The sequence below is a fragment of the Saccharothrix tamanrassetensis genome, from assembly GCF_014203665.1.
Lineage (GTDB): Bacteria > Actinomycetota > Actinomycetes > Mycobacteriales > Pseudonocardiaceae > Actinosynnema > Actinosynnema tamanrassetense.
This window is the reverse complement of sequence record NZ_JACHJN010000011.1, coordinates 271,760-287,640: the sequence shown is the minus strand read 5'-3', so window position 1 is coordinate 287,640 and position 15,881 is coordinate 271,760. Positions and strand designations below refer to the sequence as shown.

Below are 15,881 nucleotides of genomic sequence, written 5' to 3'. Positions count from 1 at the left end.
CGGGCCAGGGTCGGGCAAGTCGGATCGCGGGTGGGGGAGTCGGGCTGTGGTGAGGAGAGTCGGGTCGCGGGTGGGGGGAGTCGGGCTGTGGCCAGGAGAGTCGGGTAGCGGGCGGGGAGTCGGGCTGCGGTCAGGAGAGCCGGGCCACGGTCTCCCGCGCGGCGGCGATCTGCCGGTCGTCCAGATCGCCGATCTTGATCTCCGTCGTCGCCGTCTTGCCGGTGCGGATCTCGGTCGCCCGCACGTTCAGCGTGCCGTTCTCGTCCATCCGGAAGGTGACGTCCACCGGCGAGCCCTTCGGCATCGGCGGGAGCCGGTTGATCAGGGCTTCGCCGATCTGCTTGTTGTGCTCGGGCCGCTCGGAGGCGAGGGCGCCCGCCTGCTCCCAGATCTGGATCTCGATCTCCCGCTGGTCGTGCGCCGAGGTCTTGAACTGCTCGGTGACGTCGACCGGGAGCGGCGTGTTGGCCACCAGCAGGTGGCTGACCAGGAACTTCTTCTCCTCCGGGTCGTCCGGGTCGACCACCGCGACGCCGAACGCGCGCGGCGTCACGATCGCGACCTTGCGGCCGGCCATGGTCTGCACGGCGGCCGTGGACATGCCCAGCTCGCGGGCCACGCCGTCGACCGCGCCGTCACCCTCGACGTGGTCGCCCAGCCGCAACCGCAGCGACTCCGACAGCGCGAACAGCGCCGCGCCCTTGGCCACCGCCAGGTCGGGCTCGTGGACCTTGGGATGGAACCCGAAGCGCGCCCGCAGCGCCTCCGCCACCGCGGGCATCCGGGTCGAGCCGCCGACCAGCAGCACCTCGTCGAAGTGCCGGACACCGCGGTCCGCGGCCAGTTCCAGCGTGCGGGCGGTGATGTCCATGGTCCGGCCGAGCAATTCGGCGGTGATGGTCTCGAAGTCCTGCCGGGACACCTCGGTGGTGACCCGCGCACCCCGGAAGTGCAGCTGCTGCTGCTTGCTCTGCCTGCTGGTCAGCGCCTTCTTGAGGTCCTCCGCGAGCAGTCCCAGGTCCTGCAGGAAGTCCTCGCTCTCGGTCGCCTCCGACTCGGGCCGCTCGGCCGTGAACCGCTCGCCGAGCAGGGTGGCGAGCTTGGTGTCCCAGTCGGCGCCGCCCAGGCCGTGGTCGCCGTCGGTGCAGACCACGGTGACGTCGGAGCCGTTCAGCCGGATCACGGTGGTGTCGAACGTGCCGCCGCCGAGGTCGAACACCAGCACCGTGCGGTCACCGCCCGGCTTGAGCACGCCGTAGTACAGGGCCGCCGCGACCGGCTCGGGCACCACGTTGACCACGTTGAGGCCCGCGATCACCCCCGCCTGCCGGGTGGCCTCCCGCTCGGCCACCCCGAAATAGGCGGGAACCGTGATGACGACGTCGCGCACCTCCTCCCCGGTGCTGCCCTCCACCGATTTCACCAGGTCCCGCAGGACGAGCGCGGAAATCGACTCCGGGGTGTGCTCGGTGCCGTGGAAGTCGAGCGTCATGCCCGACTTGCCGATGTCCCGCTTGATCAGCGAGACGACCAGCTCCGGTTGCACCAGGGCGGCGTTCTTCGCCTCCCGGCCGACCACCACGTGGTGCGGCGATTCGAAGTAGACGACCGACGGGGTCGATTCCTCGCCGATCGAGTTGCGAATCACCGCGGGCCGGCCCGCGTCGTCCACCCGGGCGATGCAGGAATAGGTGGTGCCGAGGTCGATTCCGTAGACGGTCATGTGTGCCCCATATCGTCCATCCCGTCGAGTATTGTGCCACTCGCGGCGGTCAGTCCAAACTATTCGACAGAGGAGTGGAATACGTGCGGTGGGACTTCCTGGTGTCCTGCGTCGCGGCGGATCTCGGCTGGGGCGAGTGGGTGGCCTGGGAGATCGAGTCCCGGAACCGCCGCGTCCGCCTCGAAGCGTGGGACGCCCGTCCCGGCACGAACCGCGTCCACTCGCTCCACGACGCGCTGCGGTCGTCGGGGCGGATGGTCGTGGTGGTCTCGCCGTCCTACCTGGCCGACGCGGACGTGGCGGGCCAGTGGCACGCCGTGTGGCAGGCCGACCCGCTCGGCGTGCGCCGTTCCCTCGTCCCGGTGCTGGTCGCGCCGTGCGAGCCCGACGGGCTGCTGCGCGACATCCGGCCGATCGACCTCGTCGGGTCGACCGAGGAGGAGGCGCGGATCCGGCTCGCCGAGGAACTGGAGGGCACCCGGCCGCGCGCGCCCCGCCGCCCGCTGTTCCCCTGATGTCCTCACGTTCCCTGCGACCTCCTGTACCGCAACTCCGGCGGCTCCTGCACCGCGGACGGTCGACTGCTCCCGGCTGTCCTCATGCCCGGCTGTCCTCACGCCCCCGGGAAGGGCGGCTCCGCGGTCGGCTTCGGCCGGTCGAGCGTGATGCCGCCGAGCAGGCGGCGCCGGGCCTCGTCCCGGTCCACCCCGACCAGGTCGATGTGGACGATCGGCGCGAACAGGCCCGGCAGCGCGCACGCGCGCACCAGCACCGGGACCACCTTGCGGTGCAGGCCGATCGGGTCCTTCACGAACGCGGCGGCGAACTCCGCCAGCGGGTACGGGCGCTCGACGTAGTCCGGGCTCAGCACGGCGATGGTGCGCGCCGCGGCGGTGCCCAGTTGCATCTGCTGCACCGCGTTGTGGCCGGGGAGCATGTCCTGCTCCTGGAAGACGACCCGGTGCCCCTCCAGTTCGAGCACACCGGCGATCCAGCGCGCCCAGGCGATGTCCTGGTGGGCGAAGCTGACGAAGAACTCGGCGGTGTCAGGCATCTTCCGACGCTACCGCCGGTCCCGCCCCGAGGAGGGCGGAACCGGGCCGCGGCAACGGGTTGTCAACGGATTGTCATGGACCGCCGGGCGCCGGCTCAGTAACGTCCGGTCCGGCGGAGGCCCAGAGACAGCAGTCCGTAGGCGCTGCCTGCGTGCCGCATCTCCCGCGCCGTGACGAGCGCGAGCGCCTCGGCGAAGGTGAGCCAGTGCAGTTCGAGATCCCCTTCCCCCGCTTCGGGCCGGGCCCTGCCCTGCCTCAGTTCCGTCGCGAGGAACACGTGGTCCACGTGGTTGGTCAAACTGTCCGTGCCCTGCACGGCGCCGAGCTCCTCCCAGCGCTCGGCGCGCAGGCCGGTCTCCTCGCGCAGTTCCCGCACCGCCGCGGCCTGCGGGTCGGCGTCGTCGCGGTCGATCGCGCCCGCCGGGAGCCGCCACTGCGCGCCGTTGTGCGTGTAGATCCACTGCCTCGTGACGAGGACCCGGTCCTCGTCCATCACCACCATCGTGACCGAGCCGGGCGTGACCACGTGGTGGTAGACGTCCTCTTGACCGTCCGGTCTGATCACCGGGTCCTCGTGCACCTCGAACCACGGCGAGGTGTACACCTGTCTGCTGCCCAACCGGCGCCAGACCTCGGGCTGAACGGCCTCCATGACCTCATCAAAACACGTCGGCGGGAGCACATGGGCGGGATCTTCATCAACTTTCGGCGCAACGACGAGCAGGGCGTCGATGTGGTAAGGCGGCTGGACCGCGCCCTGGAGTTCTTCGGCGAGGGCAACGTCTTCCTGGACGAGCGGTCCCTCGGCGCGGGCGACTACTACCCCGGGGAGATCACCCGCCGGGTCGACGAGTGCGAGGTGCTGCTCGCCGTGATCGACCCGCGCTGGACGACCGCGCGCAACGGCAAGGGGGTGCGGCTGATCGACCGCGAGGTCGACTGGGTGCGGCGGGAGATCGCCCAGGCGCTCGACCGCGGCAAGAAGGTGGTGCCCGTGCTCATCCTCGGCGCGACCCCGCCGAAGCCGGAGGAGCTGCCGAGGTCCATCCGCGGCCTCTCCCTGGCCCAGGCGCGGGTAATCCGTGACGACGCGGACATCGAGGCGCTGGTCGACGAGCTCCAGGAGTACGTCGCACCCGTCTGGGTGGAGGAACCCGCCGAGCGGACGAAGCCCTCGTCGCCCAGGCCATGGGTGCGCCCCGCCGCGGTCGTCCTCGGTGTGGTGGCCGCGGTGGGGCCGTGGGTGCTCGTGCCCGACGACGCCGAGATGCGGTTCGCCGCGTTCCTCACCGCTTTCCTGCTGCTGTCGACCATGGTGGGCCCGCTGGTGGCGCTCTCGCTCGCCCTGCTGTTGTGGCGCCGCGCGACGGTCATGGACGCGGACGTGCAGGAGATGCCGCTCAACCGCTACTACGCCCGGATCGCGATCCCGGTAGTGGTGCTCGGTGCCGTGCTCCTCGCGGCTGCACTCGCCGGCTCGCCCGTTTCACCGCGGGTGGTGCCGGTGCTGGTCTTCCTGGTGTTGTCGGCCGTGGTGCGCTCCGCGCTCACCATCCTCCGGGAGCAGAAGCGGGAACGCCTCCGTGAGGAGCGCTGGCCGCAGCGGCTGTCGACGCCGGTGCGCCCGGCCGTGGTCCGCAGCGAGTCGGCCCGGCTGGCGCGGAGACTCGCGGCGTGGCCCGAGGAACGCAGGCTGTCGCGGGTGATGCGGGACAAGTCGGAGTCCAAGCTGCGCGACCTGTGCCGGGCGGCCGGGGCCTTGGAGCAGGACAGCCGCCGGCGCAGGTGGGAGTGGCTGTTCGCCGACCACCCCGGCGCGGCGTGCCTGATGGTCGTCTGGGTGGCGGGCACGACGGGCCTCTTCGCCGCCGGACTGCGCCACGGCGTCTGGCAGTTCGCGATCGTCGGGGGCGTGCTGGCGCTCGCCCTCGCGGCAGCGTGCGTCGAACTCGGCTACCGGCGGCAGCGGGTGGTCCACCAAGCGGTCGCGGACGAGGTCCGGCGGGGTGCGGACGAGGCCCGGCGCGATCTCGAACGCCTGCTCGCGCGCCGCCGTTGACTGCCGTCGGTGCTCCGAAAACCTCCGGCGCGGCAGTGCCGCCTCCGATCGGGGAATGTCCCAATCCGCCATCGGGTGTCGGTGCGACGGTCGTTGGGTGTTGGCCGAAGATTTGGCGCAGTGCCCGTCGATGTGATTCCGGTGATCTGTTCTGAAAATCGCTTTTCGCGGCTCGTGTGGCACCCGGGATCAATATTGTCGTGGAACTGCTGCGGCGTTCGCGGTGGTGGCGCTGGCCAGGTGTGCAGGCCGCTGACCAGCTGGTTGATGGATGTGTGGCGCCTTGGGGCGGGTGCACGAAAAGCGGGCGACCCACGTGGGTGGGTCGCCCGCCGGTTTCCGCGCGGCTCAGACGAACAGCAGCGCGAGCAGGATGATGAACAGGTGCGGTTCCATGGCGGACTCCCTGGATGAATGTCGGACGGGCGAATCGGGTGATTCGTCCTGGCTGATCCTCTGGCCACCTGGTGGTGATTCAAGAATCGGCGGTCCGGCGTTCCTCGGAAAGGGGGTGCCAAGTGACGACGGCGCTGGAAACAGGAAACCCGCGCCGAGCGGGGTCGCGCCGCGAACTAGCGGGAGCGGGTGCGCGCCGTGCTCAACGGTGCAGCTGCAACGCGGCGTTGAGCTCCGCGTGCAGTTCCAGGGCGGGGCGGTGGCCGTGCCGGCGCAGCATGTTGCGGCTCAGGTCCCGCAGCTCGCCGCGCACGGTGGCGGAACCCAGCGCCTGGCCCCGCGCGAGGACCTCTTGCGCGACCTCGCACATGCGGTCGAGTTCGCCCATCGCCTCGTACGCCAGCGCCAACCGCGCGCCGTACAGGGCACGTGCGCGGCGCGCGGTCGCCGGCGTCACGGCCAGCACGCGTTCCAACGCCCCGGCGGCCTCCCCGGGGCGCCCCAGGTCGTAGTAGCACCAACCGGAGACCGCCAGGTCCAGGTCGGCCACCGTGGACGAGCCCAGCACCGGCCCACCGGGTCCGCTGTCGGCCTGCTGCGTCAGCAGCGCGGTCGCCCGGTCCAGCGCCGCGCGGCAGGCTCCGTAGTCGCCCATCAGGGCGTGGCCCTGTGCCTCGCGGTGCCCGGCGAGCCCGCGGATCCGGGCGTCGGCGTGGGCTTCGTCCGCTGCCCGGCGGGCCAGCGCCACGGTCGTCAGCGGGTCGTGCGCGTACATCGCCAGTTCGGCTTCACGCACCAGCGCGTACGCCGACAGCGCCGGGTTGCCGGCCGTCGCGGCGATCTGCGCGGACTTGCGCGTCCACGCCAACGCGGCGTCCGCGCGCGCCGACTCCTGCGCCATCCAGCCCGCGTACTCGGCGTACCGGGCGGCCAGCAGGGACAGCCGCGCGCGGACGCGTGGCTCCCGGGCCGCCTCGACCAGTTCCTGCAACGTGTGCAGCTCCATCACGAGCTGCCGCAGCACCAGTCCCGGCGGCGAGTGCTGGCCCAGCGCGCGGCAGCGGTCGAACTGCTCCCGGAAGTACCGCTCGGTCTCGGCGTCCTCGGCCGCGGCTTCGGCATCGGCCGGCCGGACCTCCAGCGGCAGCAGCAACGCGCTGCCGAACGTCATCAGCGCCTGCCGGTCCAGCAGGTGCGAGGTCTCCCGTGGGGCGGGCAGGCCGCCCTCGTCGGCCGCGGACACGAGCGCGGCCAGTGCGCCGCCGGCGTCGAGCACGGCGTCCGCCTGCCTCGCCAGCCGCGCGGCCGGCTGCCGTCCGCCGGTCTCGATCTTGCTGAGGTAGCCCTTGCTGTAGTGGAGGAGTTTCGCCAGCTGCGCGAGCGAGACGCCGGCCGCGACTCGCCGCCGACGCAGTTCGCTCCCGAACGTCCCCGCTCCCGGCATGGCCACCCCCTGCCCGGAACGCTACCGGTGCACGGCCGGGCCGGCCGGCCGCCGAGGGGTTGCCCGTTGCCAACGCCAGGAGGCAGCCGGCAACGCCTGCCGCTCGCGCTCCCGTGCGGCCACGCTGGAGGAAACCCGCACAGGAAGGCGAAAACCATGCCGAACAACGAGACCCGCCGCGAGACCACGACCGACGTCCACTGCGCGTTCACCTTCCTCTACGGCGTCCTGCTGCTCGTTTCGACGTTGGTGGTGGTGGTGACGCAGGTGCGGTTCGTCGGTGTCGCCACCGCGGCCCTGGACGACGTGCTCGCCGGCGCGCTGCTCGCCGGCTGGGAGAAGTGCCGTGCGGGGCGGGAGGCCTTCGGGCGTGCGGTCACAGCGACCACCCGGCGATGAAGCCCGCGGCCAGCAGCGCCGCGGCCACCAGCGCGACGAGCGCGACCTGGTTGCCCAGCGGTGTCGTCACGAACGAGTCCCAGCGGTACCTCAGCGCCACCGCCCCGCGTGGTGGCCCGGGTGCCCTCGGGCGGACGTACGCGGCGAGCGGTGGCACGGCCGCCGTCGCGCCGAGTTCCGGGGGCACGGGGTACCGCCTGCGCGTCTCCCAGCCGAGCAGTTCGTCGAACTCGCGCCCCCGGCCGTGCCGGATCGCGAACTCGCGGACGACGTGCGGGAACACGTTGTTGTCCGGGCCGGGGACGACGTGCCGGTGCAGCGCCGTCAGGTGGCCCCGGCGGGCGAGGTCGGCCCCGTCCGGCCCGTACCCGAACTCCAGCACCACCCGGAACGCCCGCCACTGCCCGAGGCTGTTCCCGGGCAGCGCGGCGGCCAGCGCTTCGATGAGGAAGTCGTTGCGGTACAGCGCTTCCCGAACCTTCCGGCGGTCGCGCACCCAGCCGATCCGGTGCGACATCTCCTCCAACAGGTCGGCCACGGCCGCGGTGCCGTCGTCGCGGGCGATCGCCTCGACCAGGCCGGGGTCGCCGAGATCCGCCCGGTTCCGGACCGGCACGGCCTTGCCGCGCTTGGTGTTCCGCACCGGATCGGGTGGCCTGCGGGTGGTCGGCACCCGGTCCACCTCGTCACGGTGCCGGACGGGTGCGGGCGCCGGGGCCGTGGACCGGCCGGCCAGCGCCGTCACCAGGCGTGCGGCCGCGGCGCGTTCGTCGGGCTCCTCCGCGACTTGGCGCACCAACCAGGTCCGGTACTCGTCGGACCGGCCGGCGGTGGCGACCGACAGGTACCGCTTCACCAGCGCGCGGGCGGCGGTCCACGTCGGGTCGTCCGGTGGCGGGGTGTCGGTGAGGAAGACCCGCCGGTGCTCGGTCTCGCCCGCGCTCGGCGTGGTGGGCAGGAAGACCACGCCGGGCAGGTCCGGCACGGCCCGGTCGTCGGAGTACTCGTAGGTCGAGAACGTCCGCGCCACGGACGAGAACGGCTCCGCGATCCGGCGCAGCAGCCAGACCAGGTCCGGCACCGCCTCCTCGGGCGCGGCCACGACGCTCAGCCGCACCGACGGGTCGGCCAGCACGGCGCGCACCAGGGGGACGACGAGGTTCTCGTGCGCCGCGCACCTCCGGTCGAACCCGGCCGACGTCCCGTCCCGCTCGGCGATCAGGTCGGCCACCGCGAGCCGGGTCGGCGCGACCGGTCCGGGCGCGTCGAGCCAACCCGGCCACTGCCACAGCGCGTGCGCGTTCGAATGCAGGTCCACCGCCGCTCCGACGAGCGCGTGGGCGTGGTTGCGCCCGGCCTCGGCACCGTTCGAGCGGCGGAGGAGGGCCGCCTCCCCGTTGCCGAACTCCAGGTACGACCACGACGTCGCCGGCGCGTAGCTGCGGTCACCGAGCTGGCTCGGCTGGACGCGGGCGTGCCGCGTGAGCCGGTCCGCCCACACGCACTCCGCGCGGAAGTCGTGCGCGAGCGAGCTGGACACGACGCCCATCTCGCCGGATCGGAACCCGAACAGGAACTGGTCCACGTGTCTCACAGCCCGACTCGCAATGCCTCGGGACCGCCCAGCACGCCGGTCATGGCCAGCAACGCGAACAGCGGCCGCAGCACCCGCATCGGCCGGGTGCCGCGCGGGTAGGTCCCCGACTCCTCGTCGACCGCGACGCCGGTCGCCGACACGAAGTGCAACGTGCAGCGGGCGAACCGGTCGAACAGGTCGCGCACGAAATGCGCGCCGTACTTGTCGAGCACCGCGTAGACGTCACGGCTCTCGGCCGTGAAGTCCTCCGCGCGCAGCGGACCGCTCGCGTCCGGCGCGCGCAGCCACCGGTCCACCGGGTGCACGTAGCGCAGCTGGTCGGCCTTGGTGAGCGCGATCGCCGCCGGGACCTGCCGCAGTTGCGGCACCACGCCGAGTCGACCCAGGGCGTCGTCCACCCACTCGTTGGTCGACGCGCCCCGGCCGACCACGTGGTCGACGTCCTCCACGAACAGCAGTGCGTTGGTGTTCAACAGGAAGCGGGAACTCGGCCCGCCCTCGCCCGCGCGGCGGAAGTCCTCGCCCGCGATGTCGAAGAAGATCACCGGCCGCTGCCCGGACGGCGAGTCGACGAGCAGGAAGTCCGCGTAGGACACCAGGTTCTCCACGGTGCCCGCCAACCGCTCGCCGCGCAGCAGCGGCGCGATCTTGTTCCGCTTGAAGTCGGCGTGCTGCACGGTGTCGCCCGGCCGCGCGGTCAGCCCGACGCCACCGGCTCGCCCGGCGAGCAGCTCGTGGACCATCATCGCGAGCAGGTGGGTCTTGCCGACCCTGGGCCGCCCCACCATGCCGATGATCACCGGCGGCGGGCAGTTCCCGTACACCACCGGGATGTAGTGGGGCGGGGTGTCGTTGGACGGGTTGGGGCACCGGACGTAGCAGCCCGCCCGCAGGTCCGCGAGCTTGACGGCGTTCGCGGTGTCGACCAGCGTGACCGGCGTGAACCGGCCGTCCCGGGGCGACCAGCGCAGCAGTTCCCCCTCCGCCCACGGGTACCGGTCCTGGCACGTCGGGCACGTCACGATGTGCTCGCTCACCGCGCACCTCCGGTGCGGTTGAACCAGCGCGCCCGGCGTGGCCGGGGCGGCGGTGGCTGTGGTGGCCGGGCAACGGGTGCGGGCCCGGTGGCGGGTGGGGCGTCGCCGTTCCGACCGGTGCCGTCGGGCAGTTTCGCCCGGCGTGCGGCGTCGAAGCGGGTCCGGCCCGCGGCGAGGGCGGCGTCGTGGTCCGACGCCCGTGCGATGTCGCCCGCGTCCAGGCGCCGCAGCAGGTCCAGCGCCGACGGCCGGTCGACGGGCGCCTCGGCGAAGACGCCGGCCAGCAACGCCCGCAGGGCGGGTGCCGCCGAATCGTCGGGGGTGTGCCCGGCGGGCAGCCTGGCGCCGGTGTAGACCTCGTGCAGCAGCAGGCCCGCTGCCAGCACGTCGTCGCCGGGGTGCGCGGTGCGGCCGTGGGCGGGGGAGTGCTCGCCGGTGAGCACCGCGTGCTCGAAGTTCACCAGCACGACGTTCGCCCCGCTGAGCCGCACGGCGGGCAGTGCCACCCCGCCGTGCACGATGTCCAGCGCGGCCAGGTGCGCCAGGGCGCGGAACAGGCTCGCCGCGAGCACCAGGCGCTCGGAGTCCAGCAGCCTGGCCGCGAGGCCAGGCCGGGCCGCCGCGCGGTACGGGGCGAACAGCGCGAACGGTTCGGCCGTGTCGAACTCGTAGCCGACGATGCGCGGCAGCTCCGCCGGGTGCGCCTCGGCGGAGTGCGCCGTGCGGATTCGCGTCGCGACGCGGATCTCGTTGTCCAGCCACGCCTGGGCCTCCTCGGCGGGCACCGTCGGCGGCAGCGACCGCACGACGACCTCGCCGCCGTCCGCCCGCACCGCCGGGGCGGTCGCGAGGTCCGAGCCCGCCCCGACCGGCGCCTCCACGCACAGGTGCCACTCCTGCCGCCTGCCCTGGGGATCCCGGCCCCGCAGGCAGGTGTCGCCGATGTCGATCAACACGCGCCCCCGGTCCCGTCCGACGGCTCGTCTTCGCCCGGCGTCGTCGGCTGCACGGGCCGGACCACACCCGACCGCAGCGGCACCAGCCGCAGCAGGCCCACCACGTCGCGGTCGACCTCGACCACGGGACCGGGCCACTCGGACGAGTTCCGCAGGCGCCGCGGGGCGAACCGCACCACCCGCACACCCGGCCAGTCCGGGTCCAGCCGGCGCAGCACGTCGGCCGCGGTGCACAGCTGCGTCATCTCCTCCCGGCCGTCGGCGCCCAGCACCCGGCGCACGTCCGCCGCCCCCTGCCGGAACGCGGTGTCGACGTCCTGCCTGACGTCCGCGTCGCCGATCGGCGGCTGCTGGTGCACGCCCCTGGTGAGCAGGTGGTCCTCGTACTCGGCGAGCAGCTTGTGCGCCCGCCCGGTGACCGCCTCGGGGGCGACCGACAGCGAGGCCCCCGACCCGATCGCGGCCAGGTAGTCGTCCAACGAGGCCGCGCCCACCAGCACCAGGTCGGCGCGGATCACGTCCAGCAGCTCCGGGTGACCCGCTCCGCCGCCACCGTCGCCGGCCCGGGCGGCGAAGACCTCCCGGACGTCGTCGCAGCCCACCGCCAGCAGCATCGCCGCATCCGCGGTGCGCCTGCGCACCGCCGCGTTGGCCTGCGGGACGACCACCGACCCGTCCACCAGCTCCGCGAGGCGGTCGTTGGCCCGCTGTCCCGGGGCCAGGGCCAAGGTCGCGGTCCACGCCTCGGCGAGCACCCGCCACAGCGCCAGGCTCCCGCCCACCGCGGCCAGCGCGCACAGCACGTCGGCTACCACCTCGACCAGCTCCGGCACCCCGCCCGGGGGCGGCAGGACGGTGCCCGCCACGACCCCGGCGACAGCCGCCGCGGCGATCACGGCGAGCGCGGGCGGCGTCGCGGGCCGCTGAGCCGCCCGGTTCGCCAGCAGGAACGCCACCGCCACCAGCCACAGGACGGCGGTGGCGGGCCCGGTGGCCGCGCCGAAGTGCGGCAGCCACGCCGGGACGAGACAGGTCAGCAGCACGAACGGCAGCAGCACGAGCACCGGCGTCCAGCCGTTGGCCGCGGCCTGCCGGCGCAGCGGGGGAGGCGTGCCGACCGCCTCCTGTCCCGCACCGCCCGCCTGGCCGTTCACCAGCCGCCGTAGCTCCCGGCCCGTGTCGGCGAGCGACCCGGTCGAGCGCAGGGTGGAGAGCAGGAAGCCGCCCAGTGCGTCGCCCACCTCCTTGTGCTCGACCGGCTGCGGTCGCGGCACGCCGAGCGCGGCCAGCGCGTCGTCGTCGGGTGGGGGCAGCGGTCCGGCGAGCCGCACGGCGTCCACCACCAGGGCGTGGTGCGCCTCCAACGCCGCCGACGCGTGCGCCACGCTCTCCCGCGCCCGCCTCCCACCGGGGTTCCACGCGCCGTTCCAGCGGGTCAGGTCCGCGGTGGTGCGTGCCGCGTGGGCCAGCCGTTGCCGCGCCTCGGTGCGCGCGCGTTCCAGCCGGGAGCCGCGTTCCACCGAGGCACGCACGGCGGGTAGCTCGGCGCGCGTCTCGGGAGGGCCGCCGCGCACGTCCGCCGGCCGTGCCACCTCGCCCAGGCACCGCGCCAGCAACTCCCGCAGCTGGGCCGGCTTCAGCGACGGGTGCACGAGGTCGACCGCCGGACTGGCGGTCTGGTGCGGCACCTGCCGCAGGTGGCGCACCACCGCGTCGAAGACCTGCTCGACGCGGAGCACGCCGAGCAGGTCGTCCAGGCCGGACCCGTCCTCGGGGTCCACCGCCCGCCCCCGGTCCGAGCCGCCCTCCCACCGGATGCCCCGCTCGTCACCCACCCACAGCACCACCGCCGTGCGCCCCAGCGCGGCGGACGGCCGCAGCGACGGGCGCCGGGTCTCGTCCCGGGTGACCGGTCCGACGATCACCAGGACCACGTCCCGCAGGTGGCCGAGGGTGGCGATGCGCTGGTAGGCGTCGTGGTTGCCGCTCGTCGCGGTGCTGTCGTCGACCACGATCAACCGGGTCGCCGTGCCCGGTCGGACCCCGGTCGGGTGGCGCTGCGCGTCAGCCGACCGGAGGTCCACGACCTGGACGTCCGCGCTCATCGGTCGAACCACCCGTAGAGGCCGCGCAGGTCGTCCTCCAGCGCCGCGTCGTTGCCGAACGGCAGCTCCAGCGCCGCGGGCACGGTGACCTCCCAGAACTCCTGCAGCGCCTCCAGCCGGCGACGACCCGCCTGCCGCTTGTGCGCCAGCAGGTCGGCGATCTCCTTGGGCTCGGTCTCGGCCAGCCGGAGCAGCTCGCCGAACACCGGGTCGGGTTGGCTCGGTTTGGCGGTGAAGCCGTCCGGCGTGGTGGTCATGAGCCGTTCGCAGAACTCGCGCCGGATCTCCTCGCTGTCGGCCAGCACCCACTGCTCGTACGCGGCCAGCACGCTGCCCCAGCTCGACAGCGGACCGAAGCCCCGCAGGTCCAAACGCATGTTCACGCCGATGCCCACCACCATCGAGTCGGGCGACTGCCGCGGGCCGTTGACGGTGACCTGCCCGTTCCACGTCGCGCACAGGAGGTGGTGCAGGATCTTGGTCCGGTCGCCCGGGGTCGTCGCCAGGTAGGCCGACTGGTAGCCCAGGCGCTGCCGCCACGGCAGGAAGTCCGGCGGCTGCTCCGCCTCCAGGGCGTCCGACCAGAACCGCAGGATCTCGCGCACCTCGCCGACCTCGGTCAGGCCCATCGACGAGCGCACCAGCACCACGGCGATCGACTCGGCGTCGATCGGCCGGAACTCCTCGTGGACGTTCTGCCCGCGCGGCAGGTAGACGACGTCCCGCAGCAGCCGTTCGAGCTCCAGGTCGCGGTTGACCGCCGGGTACGAGTAGAGGATCTTGAGCTGTCCCTTGCCGCTGGGCGCGAAGCCGCCCGGCACCAGGCCGGCCAGCTTCTGCTGGAACTGGGACAGGTCCTCCTCGCTGACCTTGTCCTGGTCCCGCCCGGCCGCGGCGACCAGCAGGTCGTGCAGCCGGGGCAGCAGCGGCTGCCGGGTGTCGCTGTGGGTGAACAGCCACTTCACCATCTGCTTGAGCCGGTCGCGCACGAACGCCACCGCGCGGTCGGCCTTGTGCTCCTGGTAGGTCGTGAACGCGGTGCGCCAGCCCTGGTCGCCGAGGATCACGTTGACGACCTGCGCGGCCGTGGCGACCGGCGTCAACCGGCCCTCTTCCGCGTAGTGCTCGACGAACCGCCGCAGCACCGCCTCGTAGAACGCGTTCAGGTCGCCCTGGCGGGGCAGCAGGTAGGACACGCCGACCTTGGGCGCGAACAACACCCGCGACCGCCGGGCGAACAGCTCGGCGTCGGCCTGGGCGTGCTGCTCGAACGCGGCCGTCAGTTCCAGGACGTCCCGCTCCAGGGCGCGGAGCTTGCGGTCCCAGCGGCGGGCCTGGTCGCCCCACGCCCGGTGCCACGCGCACTGCGCGCGCCACGTGTACCACTCGTCCTGGCGCCGCAGCGACTCCCGGACCGACGGGTCGCCCCACTTCACCCGCGCGATGCGCCGCACCCGCTGCACCACCGGCGTGGGCGTGATCTGGTTGATGCCCGGCGGGGGCGGCGGGTCACCGCGCCGGGACTCGACGATGCGGATGAACCCGCGCCTGCTGACCTCGTCGGGGATCGACTGGTGGCCCATCACGACCCGGCGCGCGTGGAAGAGGTCCGTCGTGCCCAGCAGCGTGCGCAGCCCGTTGTGCGGGTCGAAGTCCTGCGTCAGCACCGGAACCTGCTGCACGAGCTGCTGGTCGAGCGCGTGCAGGCTGGCGTTCATGGTCGCCGTGCGCCGGTTGAGCGTGGCCAGGATGGCGTCCAGGCCGTTCACCGCCGCCGGTTCGGCCACCGGCGCCGCCGCCCGCGTCCACAGTGGACCGACACCGGCGTTGGCGAAGAACGTCGCGATCAGGTCGCGGTTGTTCTCCGCCTGGCCGGGCGCGGGCTCGGCCAGCTCCCGCACCGCCTCCGCGAGCAGCCGCGAGCTGACGATGTCGGCCAGTTCGTCGTCGGGCACCGTCATCGACGCGACCGAGCTGGTCGACACCCCCTTGCGGCCGATGCCGGTGGGCGAGGGCGTGCCGCGCTCGGCGGCGGTGTTGATGAAGCTGTCCGCGAACGACTGGAAGTCCTGCTGCCCCAACGGCTTGCCCTCGTCGTCGCGCGGCAGGTCGCTGCCCACCAGGGAGAGCACCATCGACACCATGGAGCGGTGCAGGTCCTCGCGCTCCATGCCCGCGTTGCCGCTGAACAGGAACGCGGTCTGGACCGTGCTGGGGCGCAGCCGGATCTCGTCGCGCGCCGGGTAGCGCACCGACAGCGACCCCTGGACGCCCGAGCGGTCGAGGTCCACGCCGGGCATGGTCGAGTTCTGGTCGTCCACCACGCGGAACAGGTCGAGCAGCGCCCGCCCCGCGTTCAGCTTCGCCGGCCGACCGCCGCCGAGGCCGTCGGTGAACGCCGAGGGCATGACCACCAGCGGGTAGATCCGCGCCCGGTAGCCGTTGCGGTTCACCGCGTCGCCGATCAGGTGCAGGTAGTCGTAGAACAGGCCGCTGCCGGTGCCGCCGGCCACCGAGAACGCGACGAACACGTCCACCGAGTCGCGCAGCTGGCCGCCGAGCCTGCTCAGCTGACCGCCCGAGTTGTTGATGTCGCCGATCGCGCTCACCAGCGGGCCCTGCGCCGGGGTGAGGCCGTCGCGGAACGTGGCGAACAGCGCCGCGCGCCCGACCGTGGGGAACTGCCCGGCGCCCCGGTGCAGCGGCGCCACCGTCGGCTGGCCGGGCGCGGGCGGCAGCCACGACTCGACGAACGTCGGGGACGTGACCCGGATGCTGCGCTCCACCTCGGCGTAGGTGTCGTACTGCGGCACCAGGTTGCGCACCATGCGCATGGTGCGCTGCGCGGCCGGCAGGTGGGACTTGTCCGGCACCACGCGGCCCTCGATGTGGCTGAACTCGTCGTCGGCCAGGTCGGCGTAGACGAACTGGAGGCAGCCGGGCAGCTGGTAGGGCTCCAGCTTCTGCCCGGGCATCAGGTTCTGCAGCCGCCGGCCGTCCGGCCCGCACAGCTCCTCGCGGAACCTGCGGTCCAGCTCGGCGCCCACCCGGCACCCGGTGCCGCCCAACCCGACGAACAGCATCGGCTGGTAGATCTTCATGGGTTGTCC

12 protein-coding genes are annotated in these 15,881 nt (G+C 73.3%); 3 read left to right on the top strand and 9 right to left on the bottom strand.

The genetic code is table 11. The features are described from left to right. Positions 1-130 precede the first annotated feature (130 nt). Positions 131-1,723, bottom strand: a complete 1,593-nt coding sequence (locus tag FHS29_RS30515; RefSeq protein WP_184696602.1) for an Hsp70 family protein — start codon at positions 1,721-1,723, stop codon at positions 131-133. Between the two features lie 83 nt (positions 1,724-1,806). Here FHS29_RS30515 and FHS29_RS30510 point away from each other — a divergent pair, with 83 nt between their 5' ends. Beyond that, entirely contained in the window at positions 1,807-2,238 is a 432-nt protein-coding gene (locus tag FHS29_RS30510) for a toll/interleukin-1 receptor domain-containing protein (RefSeq protein WP_184696600.1), read from the top strand. A 98-nt stretch (positions 2,239-2,336) separates the two neighbouring features. Here the strand turns inward: FHS29_RS30510 and FHS29_RS30505 are convergent, their stop codons facing one another. Beyond that, positions 2,337-2,777 (bottom strand): toll/interleukin-1 receptor domain-containing protein, encoded by a 441-nt coding sequence (locus FHS29_RS30505; RefSeq protein ID WP_184696598.1) that lies wholly within the window; start codon positions 2,775-2,777, stop codon positions 2,337-2,339. 95 nt (positions 2,778-2,872) lie between these two features. Then, the gene (locus tag FHS29_RS30500; RefSeq protein WP_184696596.1) at positions 2,873-3,430 is read right to left on the bottom strand and encodes an NUDIX domain-containing protein; all 558 of its coding nucleotides are present in this window, start codon (positions 3,428-3,430) and stop codon (positions 2,873-2,875) included. Positions 3,431-3,460: 30 nt separating this feature from the next. On the opposite strand from FHS29_RS30500, the gene FHS29_RS30495 reads away from it, so the two are divergent. Continuing rightward, positions 3,461-4,837: a toll/interleukin-1 receptor domain-containing protein gene (locus tag FHS29_RS30495; protein ID WP_184696594.1), complete on the top strand. Its 1,377-nt coding sequence runs from the start codon at positions 3,461-3,463 to the stop codon at positions 4,835-4,837. 598 nt (positions 4,838-5,435) lie between these two features. On the opposite strand, the gene FHS29_RS30490 is transcribed toward FHS29_RS30495, so the two are convergent. After that, the gene (locus tag FHS29_RS30490) at positions 5,436-6,677 is read right to left on the bottom strand and encodes a helix-turn-helix domain-containing protein (RefSeq protein WP_184696592.1); all 1,242 of its coding nucleotides are present in this window, start codon (positions 6,675-6,677) and stop codon (positions 5,436-5,438) included. Between the two features lie 156 nt (positions 6,678-6,833). On the opposite strand from FHS29_RS30490, the gene FHS29_RS30485 reads away from it, so the two are divergent. Then, entirely contained in the window at positions 6,834-7,076 is a 243-nt protein-coding gene (locus FHS29_RS30485; RefSeq protein WP_184696590.1) for a hypothetical protein, read from the top strand. Here the strand turns inward: FHS29_RS30485 and FHS29_RS30480 are convergent. Genes FHS29_RS30480 through FHS29_RS30460 form a run of 5 tightly spaced genes read right to left on the bottom strand, consistent with a single transcriptional unit; the run spans position 7,054 to position 15,872 of the window. Beyond that, complete coding sequence (locus FHS29_RS30480) at positions 7,054-8,670, bottom strand: hypothetical protein (RefSeq protein ID WP_184696588.1); 1,617 nt, start codon at positions 8,668-8,670, stop codon at positions 7,054-7,056. The two genes, FHS29_RS30485 and FHS29_RS30480, sit on opposite strands and share 23 nt — an antisense overlap. Next, complete coding sequence (locus FHS29_RS30475) at positions 8,667-9,710, bottom strand: hypothetical protein (RefSeq protein ID WP_184696586.1); 1,044 nt, start codon at positions 9,708-9,710, stop codon at positions 8,667-8,669. The genes FHS29_RS30480 and FHS29_RS30475 overlap by 4 nt, the downstream gene beginning before the upstream one ends. After that, positions 9,707-10,666 (bottom strand): hypothetical protein, encoded by a 960-nt coding sequence (locus tag FHS29_RS30470; RefSeq protein WP_184696584.1) that lies wholly within the window; start codon positions 10,664-10,666, stop codon positions 9,707-9,709. Before FHS29_RS30470 ends, FHS29_RS30475 begins: the two co-directional genes overlap by 4 nt. Further along, entirely contained in the window at positions 10,660-12,771 is a 2,112-nt protein-coding gene (locus FHS29_RS30465) for a hypothetical protein (protein WP_184696582.1), read from the bottom strand. Before FHS29_RS30465 ends, FHS29_RS30470 begins: the two co-directional genes overlap by 7 nt. Further along, entirely contained in the window at positions 12,768-15,872 is a 3,105-nt protein-coding gene (locus FHS29_RS30460) for a tubulin-like doman-containing protein (RefSeq protein ID WP_184696580.1), read from the bottom strand. Before FHS29_RS30460 ends, FHS29_RS30465 begins: the two co-directional genes overlap by 4 nt. Between the last annotated feature and the right edge of the window lie 9 nt (positions 15,873-15,881).